We start from the raw sequence: 10,060 nt of genomic DNA, 5'->3' as shown, positions 1-10,060 counted from the left end.
GGGGCGCGCCAGCCGGTACGGGATCGCCCCGCGCGAACAGATCTACCCACCCACCGCGACCCGGGAGCAGGTCAAGGAGGCGGACGCCGCCCAGTTCGAGCAGTCCGAACGCAGCGCAGAACTCGCCGCCCTGCATCATCTCGATCTGCCCGTCGTCCTGCGCGTCGCCCGAGTCGGCGAGTCCGGGCCGTCCGCCGGGGTGCTGCGCGAGGGCGACCGGCTCGTCAGCGTCGCGGGGGAGCCGGTGACCACCGCCGGCAGCGTGCAGCGCGCCGTCGCCGCCGTCGCCCCCGATACGCCGGTCGACATCGGGATCGTGCGGGACGGTGTCGAGCAGACCGTCGCGGTGACCGTGGGCGCCCGCCCCGACGATCCGGAGAAGGGTTTCCTCGGCATCAGCCCCGAGGAGGTGCCGGACGTGCCGTTCGACGTGACGTTCAACCTCGCCGACGTCGGCGGGCCGTCGGCAGGGCTGATCTTCAGCCTTGCGGTGGTCGACAAGCTCAGCCCCGGCGAGCTCAGCGGCGGCGCGGTCGTCGCGGGGACCGGGACCATCGATTCCGACGGGGCCGTCGGCCCGATCGGCGGCATCACCCACAAGCTCGTCGCGGCGTCGGAGGACGGCGCGACGGTGTTCCTCGTGCCCGCCGACAACTGCGCCGAGGCACGCAGCGCTGCTCCCGACGGCATGCGGCTGGTCGAGGTCGAGACCCTCGAGGGCGCGATCGGTGCGCTCGGCTCGCTCGCCGGCGGGGGCGACGCGCCGAGCTGCGGGTAGACGCGGGACCGGCGCTAGTCGTCGCCCGGTTCGAGGGTCGCGTACAGCGCCGCCACCACGTTGGGGGCGAGGTTGTCGTAGGTTCGCAGCTCGATCCCGGCGAACGGGTCGTCTTCGTCGGTGGGCCGCAACTGCAGCAGCGACAGCGATGGGCCGTCCCGCAGCACCGCCGCGATCAGTCGCGCATCCCGCCGCTCCGGATGGCCGTGCGCCGCGACGCGGGCGGCCTCGTCGGCGGCGTGGGGATCCGCCAGCAGCGGGACCAGCGCGTCGTCCAGATCCGACTCCGCGCTCGGCGGCAGCACCACGATCTCCTGCACCAGGGCGCAGCCGGCGACCGATTCGGGCCAGCTGGTGGTGGCGAGGAACTCGTCGAGGGCGGGGCTGCCGCCCTCGACGTCGTCCGGGAAGGCGTCCTGCTCCACCGGGGTGTACTCGTGGCCCGCGTCGAGCTGGTCGAGCAGCGTCGGTTCCGACGCCGCCAGCAGGGCCGTCGGCACCAGCGCGAACATCTGGGGTGGCTGCCCCCAGCCACCGGCGTCGACGAAGTCGACGATCTCACCGACGCACCGGCGCAGGGCGTCTTCGGACGGGACGGGATAACTGTCGCTCACGGACATATCCTTGCACCGTCGCCAGGTCTCGTCGCCGCCGCGGCGTGGTGGCCGCCTCATTCCGTAGAGTGGGGCGAAACGGTCACCGCGAGTGCCGTGGGTGACAGTCGAGGTGAACAGCTGCGGCGCATCCGCGTCGCCGGAGAATTGGGAGTGTGGCACGTGGGCATGAGGCCCCCCACCGGAGTACCTTCGCTGTCGAAACGCAGCAAGATTCTGCTGAGCCTGGCCGTGGTGGCCGCGGTGCTGCTGCTGGTCGGTCCCCGACTGGTGGACGCCTACACCAACTGGCTGTGGTTCGGTGAGGTCGACTTCCGTGACGTGTATGTGAAGGTGCTGCTGACCCGGATCGTCCTGTTCGTCGTCGTGGGCCTGTTCGTGGGCGCCGTGGTGTGGCTCGCCATGCTCCTGGCGTACCGATCGCGCCCCGTGTTCGTGCCCGCATCCGGGCCCAACGACCCCATCTCGCGGTACCGCACCACGGTGATGTCCCGGCTGCGCACCTTCGGCCTCGGCATCCCGATCGTGCTCGGGCTGCTGTCCGGCCTGATCGCGCAGGCGAGCTGGGTGACCGTGCAGATGTTCTTCAACGGCGGCTCGTTCGGCACCACGGACCCGCAGTTCGGGCTGGACGTCGGCTTCTACGCCTTCGACCTGCCCTTCTACCGCTTCCTGCTGAACTGGATGTTCGTGGCCGTCATCCTGGCGCTCTTCGCCAGTCTGGTCACCCACTACATCTTCGGCGGCATCCGGCTCGCCGGCCGCGGTGGCAGCCTCACCCGCGCCGCCCGCATCCAGCTGGCCGTACTGGCCGGCATCTTCGTCGCGTTCAAGGCGGTCGCGTACTGGCTCGACCGGTACGCACTGCTGTGGAGCGGGCGCAAGGAGCCCACGTTCACCGGCGCGGGATTCACCGACATCAACGCCGTGCTGCCCGCCAAGCTGATCCTGATGGCGATCGCCGTCATCTGCGCGGTGGCGTTCTTCGCGGCGATCGTGCTGCGCGACCTGCGTATCCCGGCGATGGCGACCGCGCTGCTGGTGCTCTCGTCGATCCTCGTCGGGGCCGTGTGGCCGCTGGTGGTCGAGCAGTTCTCCGTCCGGCCGAACGCCGCCGTCAAGGAGGCCGAGTACATCGAGCGCAACATCGCGGCGACCCGTCAGGCCTACGGCATCACGGACGAGACCGTGGAGTATCAGGACTACCCCGGCGTGGGCAGCACGTCGCCGCGCAACGTGCCGGCGGACGTGACGACGATCGCCAACACCCGTCTGCTCGACCCCAACGTGCTGCCGCGCACCTTCACCCAGCAGCAGCAGCTGAAGAACTTCTACGGGTTCCCGCCGTCGCTGGACATCGACCGGTACGAGATCGACGGGCAGCGCGAGGACTACATCGTCGCCGCCCGCGAACTGTCGCCGTCGAGCCTGACGGGCAACCAGACCGACTGGATCAACAGGCACACGGTGTACACCCACGGCAACGGCCTGGTCGCCGCCCCCGCCAACCGGGTGAACGCCGCCGCGAGCGAGTCCGCGGAGGAGGCCGCCAACAGCAACAGCGGCTACCCGGTGTACATGGTCAGCGACATCGCGTCGCTCGAGTCCGGCAACCAGGTGATCCCGGTCGAGCAGCCGCGGATCTACTTCGGTGAGGTCATCGCGCAGGAGGAGCCCGACTACGCGATCGTCGGTGCCGCCGAGGGCGAGGCCCCGCGGGAGTACGACACCGACACCGCGCAGTACACCTACACCGGCTCGGGTGGCGTGTCGATCGGCAACTGGTTCAACCGCCTCGCGTTCGCCTCGAAGTACGCCGAACGCAACATCCTCTTCTCGAGTGCGATCGGCAGCGAGTCGAAGCTGCTGTTCAACCGCGATCCGCGGGACCGGGTGACGAAGGTCGCGCCCTGGCTCACCGCCGACGGCGACGCATATCCCGCGGCGGTCGACGGCCGCATCGTGTGGGTCGTCGACGCCTACACCACGCTCGACAACTACCCGTACGCGCAGCGCAGTTCCCTCGAAGGTCTCGTCGAGGACAGCGTCGACCAGAACACCGGCCGGCTGCTGCCCCGCAAGGAGGTCTCCTACATCCGGAACTCGGTGAAGGCGACAGTCGACGCGTACGACGGCACCGTGACCCTCTACCAGGTCGACGACCAGGACCCGGTCCTGAAGGCGTGGATGGGTGTCTTCCCCGATGCGGTGACCCCGCAGGACCAGATCTCCGACGAGCTCCGCTCGCACTTCCGGTACCCGGAGGACCTGTTCAAGGTGCAGCGCGAGATGCTCGCGAAGTACCACGTCGACGACCCGCGCGAGTTCTTCACCAACAACGCGTTCTGGTCGGTGCCGAGCGACCCGACGGTCGAGACGACGGCCAATCAGCCGCCCTACTACGTGCTGATCGGTGACGAGGAGACGGCCCGCCCGTCGTTCCGGCTCACCTCCGCGATGGTGGGCTTCAACCGGCAGTTCCTGTCCGCGTACATCTCGGTGAACTCGGACCCCGACAACTACGGCAAGTTCACGATCCTCCGATTGCCGACCGACACCCAGACCTTCGGTCCCGCACAGACGCAGAACGCGATGATCTCCGACACGCGCGTCGCGTCGGAGCGCACTCTGCTCGAGCGGTCCAACCGGATCCAGTACGGCAATCTGCTGACGCTGCCGATCGCCGAGGGCGGCATCCTGTACGTCCAGCCGATGTACACGGAACGCAACTCGGCGAGCGGAAACACCTCCACCTTCCCGCAGCTGTCCCGGGTGATCGTCAGCTATCGCGAGCCCGGGCCCGCCGGTGGGGTGCGGATCGGCTATGCCCCCACCCTCGCCGCGGCACTGGACCAGGTCTTCGGCGGCGGCGTCGGCAGTGCGGCCACCGCACCGGGTGGCGAGTCGACACCCCCGGCACCGGTTGAGGGGGCAGAGGGGACACCGCAGGACGGCCAGGCGGCGGCACCGGCGCCCGCTCCGGCGCCGAACCCCGCGCCCGCTCCGGCGCCGGCGGATCGGACGGCGGCAGTCGCCGAACTCGACGCGGCGCTCGCCGAGCTCAGCGCGGCGCAGAGCACCGGCGACTTCGCAGCGTACGGTCGGGCGCTCGAACGAGTGCAGGCGGCCGTGGAGGCGTACCAGTCCACCGGCGGCTGATCTCCTGCCGCGACCGAAGCGGGGCCCCGCGCACATCGTGCGCGGGGCCCCGTCGTTCGGGGGACGAATCAGCGTCCGGGCAGTGCGACGCCGACCACCTGGTCGAACTGCGCAGCGAAGCCGTGCTGCGCGGCGAACTCGCCGGCGACACCGAGCGCCTGCTCCACGGCCTGGTCGACCGGCGCGGCCTCGGGTGCCGGTGCTGCGGGTGCCGGTGCTGCGGGTGCCGGGGTCGCGGGTGCCGGAGTTGCGGGTGCCGGGGTTGCGGGTGCTTCGGGCGCGGGCGCGGCCTCGCTCCCGGTGGTCAGGTACTGACCGCAGACCGGCCACGCGCCCGGGCCCTGGGTCTGCAGCGTGTTCTCCGCGACGCGGATCTGCTCGGCCTTCGAAGCGGTGTGCGGGCTGCCGGTGCCGCCGTTGGCCGCCCAGGTGCTCTGCGAGAACTGCAGACCGCCGTAGTAGCCGTTGCCGGTGTCGATCGACCAGTTGCCGCCGCTCTCGCACTCCGCCACCGCGTCCCAGTTGTGCGGGGCAGCGGAGGCGGTGCCGGTGGCGAGGCCGAACGGCACCGCCACGAGGGCGCCGGTGACAACGGCCGTGCCGAGGCCACGCTTGCTGAAGAAAGTGGTCATGCGGGATGAATCCTCTCCGCGCTCGCCGACGCCGGACCCCGGGCACCGCTCGGTCGTGGCGGTGCGGACAGTCGGCCGGGTCGCGTCGCTGCCCCCCGAAGGTTTCGTCGTACCGGATCCCGCGGGGCAGCTCGGCGGCGGCGGGACGGCGTCGGCTCGGTGGTGTCGAGCCGCGACCGACCGTACCGATGCGTCGCGACCCGGGCTACCGGCCGCAACCGTGCCCCGGGTGTCCATCAGATGGGACGAGCGACCCGCTTCTGCGCAGGTCACCGCGGCATGTCGACCTTCCCGTCACGCGATCGTTACACCTCCGTTATGTGAGGAGGAACATGTGCCGAGTGTGGTCCAGGACACGCGACGACGCCCGAAAAAGGCCTTCGCCCAGGCGATTTGCATTCCGTTCACCGAGCCGTGTAACTTCGTTCCTGCAACGCGGGGTGGAGCAGCTCGGTAGCTCGCTGGGCTCATAACCCAGAGGTCGCAGGTTCAAATCCTGTCCCCGCTACCACGCCGAAGGGCCCGGCACCGGTTCATCCGGTGCCGGGCCCTTCCGCATGAGATCAGGGCTTCATGTCGACGAGTACGCGTCGCAGCAGCTTCCCCGTCGCATTGCGCGGCAGTTCGTCGAGGAAGACGACGTCACGCGGGACCTTGTAACGCGCCAGGTTCGCCTTGACGTACTCCTTGATCTCCTCGACGTCGCGCGCGGAGCCCTCGGCCGGCACCACGAAGGCGCGCAGCCGGTGACCGAAGTCCGGATCCTCCACCCCGACCACCGCGGCGTCGAACACGTCGTCCCTTTCGACGAGAAGGTTCTCCACCTCCAGCGGGTACACGTTCTCGCCACCGGAGACGATCATGTCGTCGTCCCGGCCGTCGACGAACAGCAGTCCCTCCTCGTCGAAGTGCCCGACGTCGCCCGTCGAGAGCAGTCCGTTGATGCGCTCCTTGTCCCGGCCGTCCGTGTAACCGTCGAAGCTCAGCCCGCTCGCGACGAAGATCCGGCCCACCTTGCCGGGCTCGGTGATGCGGTTGCCTTCCTCGTCGTACAGCTCCACCCGGCACGTCACCGGGGGCCGTCCGGCCGTGCCCGGTGCCCGGCGGATGTCCTCGGGCGTGGCGACGGTGGCCACCGCGCATTCGGTCGACCCGTACAGGTTGTGCAGGACGTCGCCGAAGTACTCGCGGGTGCGCCGGCACACGTCCGGCGACAGCGCCGAGCCGGCGGAGAAGATGATCTGCAGGCTCGACGTGTCGAACCGGCCGATCGCCTCGCCCCCGAGGTCCAGGATCCGCTGCAGCATCGTCGGCACGACGACGAGCACGTTCGCCCGGTGCCGTTCGATCAGGCGAACCGTCTCGAGCGGGTCGAACCGCCGCTCCATCACCACGGTCTGACCCAGCGCCAGCGCGAGTCCGAACTGTGAGATGCCGGTCCCGTGGAACGCCGGCGCCGCCATCAGCATCGTCTGTCCCGGCCGTAGCGGTACCCGGTCCAGGAACTGCGCCGAGGCGAGCGGCGACGTGCGCTCGCGCGGGGCACCCTTGGGCGTGCCGGTCGTGCCGCTGGTGAGCAGCACGAAACCACCGAGTGTGCTCGGCGCGGGAACGGCGGACCGATCGAACTGTGCGAGCACGGACTCGATGCCGGGTGGTCCCGGCTCCTCACCCTCGGGCCACGAGCTGTACGTCCGCACATCCGGCGGCAGGGCTGCGGCCACCGCCGCGAACTCGGCGTCGTAGACGAACGTGCCGACACCTTCACGTTCCGCGACGTCCGCGAGCTGGCGCGGAGCGAACCCGGTATTCATCATGACCAGCTTCGCGCCGAGTTTGGCGGCCGCGAGCATGGTGAGAACGAGTCCACGGTGATTGCGGGCCATCAGGCCCATCACGTCCCCCGCCGCGACCCCGTCGGCCTGCAGCGCCCGTACGAGCGCATTCGACTGTCCCTCGAGCTCCTCGTAGCTCAACCGGCCACGCTCGTCGACGAGGGCGACGGCGTCGTAGCCGCGCGCGGCGTGGGCATGCACCGGTCCGGCGAACGGGCCGTAGCGGCTCACGGCGACGAGGGTGCCGATTCCGTGGTCGACCCGGGGGAAGTGCAGCAGGCCGGAGCGCGCGAGTACCCGCACGGCACCCAGTGTGTCGGTCACCTCCCCGACGGCCCCGGTGATCCTGTCCTTGATGTCCTGCCCGGGCATGCTGTCCCCTTCGAGCTCGTGCCGGATTCGTCACCGCAACCCTAGTGGTGATGCACTTCACAGAAGTGGACATTCGTCCGATCTACCGGGGGTGTCAGGGCCGGGGGATTCCCGCCCGAGCAGTGCCGGTCGCAGCCGTCGGACGGCTGATCGCGGCCACCCCGGTGATCGCGGTCATCGCCCTGCTCGGTGTCGTGGCGGCCGCGCCGGCGTCCTGGCTGGTCGAGCGGGTGGGGGAGCAGGACGAGGCGAGCCAGGCGGCGACTCGGGCACAGGTGGCCGCGCCGACGGCCTAGGTGGTCGCGCTCCGCGACGAGCTCCGTCGCGCGCGAGGGTGATCCCGCCCGGCCGCGCGGGTAGCGGTCCGGTCCGGAGCGTGAGAGGGCCCCCGCCGTCGGTGAGTACGGCGGGGGCCCGACCCCTCGGAGAAGTGGTCTGTGACCGGCTACTTCAGTTCGGCGCTCGACAGGCCCAGCAGCCGTCGCGCGATGATGAGCTGCTGGATCTGCTGCGTGCCCTCGAAGATGTCGAGGATCTTCGAGTCGCGCGCCCACTTCTCGAGCAGTGGACGTTCGGAGTAGCCGTAGGTACCCGCCAGCTCGACTGCCTTGAGGGTGACCGCGGTGCCGGTGCGGCCGGCCTTGGCCTTGGAGATCGACGCCTCCAGCGAGTTGGGTTGCTTGTTGTCGGCCATCCACGCGGCCCGCAGCGCCTGCAGGTAGGCCGCCTCCCAGTCGGCCTCGAGCGCGAGGAATTCGGCGGCCGCAGCGTGCTGGTTGCAGGCCGGGACGTCGTAGGACACCTCGACACCGGCCTCGGCGAGGACGCCGCGCAGTTCCTCGAGCGCCGCGCGGGCGACGCCGATGGCCATGCCGGCGACGATCGGACGGGTGTTGTCGAAGGTCTGCATGACCCCCGCGAACCCCTTCTCGACGTTCACCTCGGGGCTGCCGAGCAGGTTGTCCTTCGGAATCCGGCAGTTGTCGAGCACGAGGACGGCCGTGTCGGAGGCCTTGATGCCGAGCTTGTGCTCGAGGCGGGCCACGCTGAGGCCGGGGGCGTCCCGCGGGACGACGAACGACTTGATCGCCGCGCGCCCCTTCGACCGGTCGACGCTCGCCCACACGACCACGTGGGTGGAGCGTTCGCCGGCGGTGACGAAGATCTTCTCGCCGTTGAGGACCCACTCGTCGCCGTCGAGGACGGCGGTGGTGGTCACGGCGGCGGAGTCGGAGCCGAAGCTGGGCTCGGTGATGGCCATCGACGCCCACACCTTGCCGAAGCGCTCGAGCTGTTCGTCGGTGGCGACGGCGGCGATCGCCGAGTTGCCGAGGCCCTGATAGGGGATCGAGAGAGTCAGACCGACGTCGCCCCAGCAGGTTTCGATCACGTTGAGCAGCGACGCCATGTTGCCGCCGTTGACGTTGCCGGCCTGCTTCTTGGGCTCGTCGCCGCGGCCGAGCGCCGCGCCCGAGGCGCCCTGGCCGGAGTCGTTGAGGCCCTCGACCATCGCCGCCATCGTGTCCAGTTCGACGGGGTACACGTGCTCGGCGAGGTCGTACTTGCGTGAGACGGGACGGAAGATCTGCGCGGCGACCTGGTGGGCCTGGTTCGCCGACGCCTTGAGCCTCTTGGGAAGTTCGAGATTGATCATCGCGGGTTCCTAGGTGTGAGGGGACGCTGCCGGATCGGGCGGCTCAGACGAGGACGACGCCCTCGGCGACGCCCACGGCGCGCAGGTCGCGGTACCAGCGCTCGACGGGGTGTTCCTTGGTGAAGCCGTGGCCGCCGAGCAGTTGGACACCGTCGAGGCCGATCTGCATACCCTTGTCGGTGGCGAGCTTGCGGGCCAGCGCCGCCTCGCGGGCGAAGGACAGGCCCTGATCGGCCCGGGCGGCGCCGCGCAGCGTGACCAGCCGGATCCCGTCGAGCTCGATCTTGATGTTGGCGACCATGAAGGCGACGGCCTGCCGATGGCTGATCGGTTCGCCGAAGGCTTCCCGTTCGTTGACGTAGGGGACGACGTAGTCGAGCACGGCCTGTCCGGTCCCCGCGGCGAGGGCGGACCAGCCGAGCCGGGCGAGGCGGACGGCGTCCGCGTACTGCTCGGCGCGCACGTCGGCGTCGGCGTCGCCGAGGAGGGCGGACTGCGGCACGGCGACGTCGGTCAGGTGCAGCCGGCCGAGCCCGGCGGCGCGCAGACCCATCGACGGGTCGGCCTCGATCACCAGGCCCTTGCTGTCGGATTCGACCAGGAACAGCGACGGCTTTCCGTCGAGTTCGGCGGCGACGACGAACAGTTCGGCGCTGCCGGCGGCCGGCACCAGGGACTTGACGCCGGTGAGCCGGTAGCCGCTGGGGGAGCGCACCGCCTTGGTCTGCAGCGCGAAGGGGTCGAACAGGGCGCGCGGCTCGGTGATCACGACGCAGGCCTGGGGGACGTCGTCGCCGGCGAACGCCGGCAGGTACGTCCGCTGCTGCTCCTCGGTGCCCCACTGGGTGAGGGCGACCGCGACGCCGCTCGGCGCGAGGATCGGCAGCGCCAGCCCCATGTCGCCGTGGGCGAGTGCCTCGGCGACGAGGGTGTTGGTGACGGCGCCCCGCTCGGTGGCGGCTCCCTCGAATGCCTCGGGCACGTTGACGAGGGTGATGCCGAGTTCGGCGGCCCGG

8 protein-coding genes and 1 tRNA gene are annotated in these 10,060 nt (G+C 70.3%); 4 read left to right on the top strand and 5 right to left on the bottom strand.

Features of this window, described 5'->3' with window-relative positions; translation table 11 throughout:
* Positions 1–778, top strand: a 778-nt coding sequence (locus OEY_RS0115070) for a YlbL family protein (RefSeq protein WP_010594683.1), incomplete at its 5' end; no start/stop codon positions are given.
* 14 nt (positions 779–792) lie between these two features.
* Here the strand turns inward: OEY_RS0115070 and OEY_RS0115065 are convergent.
* Entirely contained in the window at positions 793–1,398 is a 606-nt protein-coding gene (locus tag OEY_RS0115065; protein ID WP_010594682.1) for a PPA1309 family protein, read from the bottom strand.
* A gap of 156 nt (positions 1,399–1,554) precedes the next feature.
* On the opposite strand from OEY_RS0115065, the gene OEY_RS0115060 reads away from it, so the two are divergent.
* Positions 1,555–4,551 carry a UPF0182 family protein gene (locus tag OEY_RS0115060; RefSeq protein ID WP_029540056.1) on the top strand — a complete coding sequence of 999 codons (2,997 nt, stop codon included), beginning with the start codon at positions 1,555–1,557 and terminating at the stop codon, positions 4,549–4,551.
* 68 nt (positions 4,552–4,619) lie between these two features.
* On the opposite strand, the gene OEY_RS0115055 is transcribed toward OEY_RS0115060, so the two are convergent.
* On the bottom strand, positions 4,620–5,183 hold the full coding sequence (locus OEY_RS0115055) for a transglycosylase family protein (RefSeq protein WP_010594680.1): 564 nt from the start codon (positions 5,181–5,183) through the stop codon (positions 4,620–4,622).
* Positions 5,184–5,617: 434 nt separating this feature from the next.
* Here OEY_RS0115055 and OEY_RS0115050 point away from each other — a divergent pair.
* Positions 5,618–5,694, top strand: a tRNA-Met gene (locus OEY_RS0115050).
* Positions 5,695–5,746: 52 nt separating this feature from the next.
* On the opposite strand, the gene OEY_RS0115045 is transcribed toward OEY_RS0115050, so the two are convergent.
* Entirely contained in the window at positions 5,747–7,390 is a 1,644-nt protein-coding gene (locus OEY_RS0115045) for an acyl-CoA synthetase (RefSeq protein ID WP_010594679.1), read from the bottom strand.
* A 122-nt stretch (positions 7,391–7,512) separates the two neighbouring features.
* Here OEY_RS0115045 and OEY_RS0115040 point away from each other — a divergent pair, with 122 nt between their 5' ends.
* Positions 7,513–7,686 carry a hypothetical protein gene (locus OEY_RS0115040; protein ID WP_010594678.1) on the top strand — a complete coding sequence of 58 codons (174 nt, stop codon included), beginning with the start codon at positions 7,513–7,515 and terminating at the stop codon, positions 7,684–7,686.
* A 149-nt stretch (positions 7,687–7,835) separates the two neighbouring features.
* Here the strand turns inward: OEY_RS0115040 and OEY_RS0115035 are convergent, their stop codons facing one another.
* Positions 7,836–9,044, bottom strand: a complete 1,209-nt coding sequence (locus tag OEY_RS0115035) for an acyl-CoA dehydrogenase family protein (protein WP_010594677.1) — start codon at positions 9,042–9,044, stop codon at positions 7,836–7,838.
* A 43-nt stretch (positions 9,045–9,087) separates the two neighbouring features.
* Positions 9,088–10,060, bottom strand: a 973-nt coding sequence (locus OEY_RS0115030; protein WP_010594676.1) for an acyl-CoA dehydrogenase family protein, incomplete at its 5' end; no start/stop codon positions are given.

The organism is Rhodococcus sp. P14 (assembly GCF_000256505.1).
GTDB lineage: Bacteria > Actinomycetota > Actinomycetes > Mycobacteriales > Mycobacteriaceae > Rhodococcus > Rhodococcus ruber.
The sequence above is the reverse complement of the archived record's forward strand: the minus strand, read 5'-3'. Positions and strand labels throughout refer to the sequence as shown.

Bases quoted from the DNA above. Each gene is read 5' to 3' on its own strand.
- OEY_RS0115045 (WP_010594679.1), bottom strand. From the start codon at position 7,390: ATGCCCGGGCAGGACATCAAGGACAGGATCACCGGGGCCGTCGGGGAG.
- OEY_RS0115065 (WP_010594682.1), bottom strand. From the start codon at position 1,398: ATGTCCGTGAGCGACAGTTATCCCGTCCCGTCCGAAGACGCCCTGCGC.
- OEY_RS0115035 (WP_010594677.1), bottom strand. From the start codon at position 9,044: ATGATCAATCTCGAACTTCCCAAGAGGCTCAAGGCGTCGGCGAACCAG.
- OEY_RS0115055 (WP_010594680.1), bottom strand. From the start codon at position 5,183: ATGACCACTTTCTTCAGCAAGCGTGGCCTCGGCACGGCCGTTGTCACC.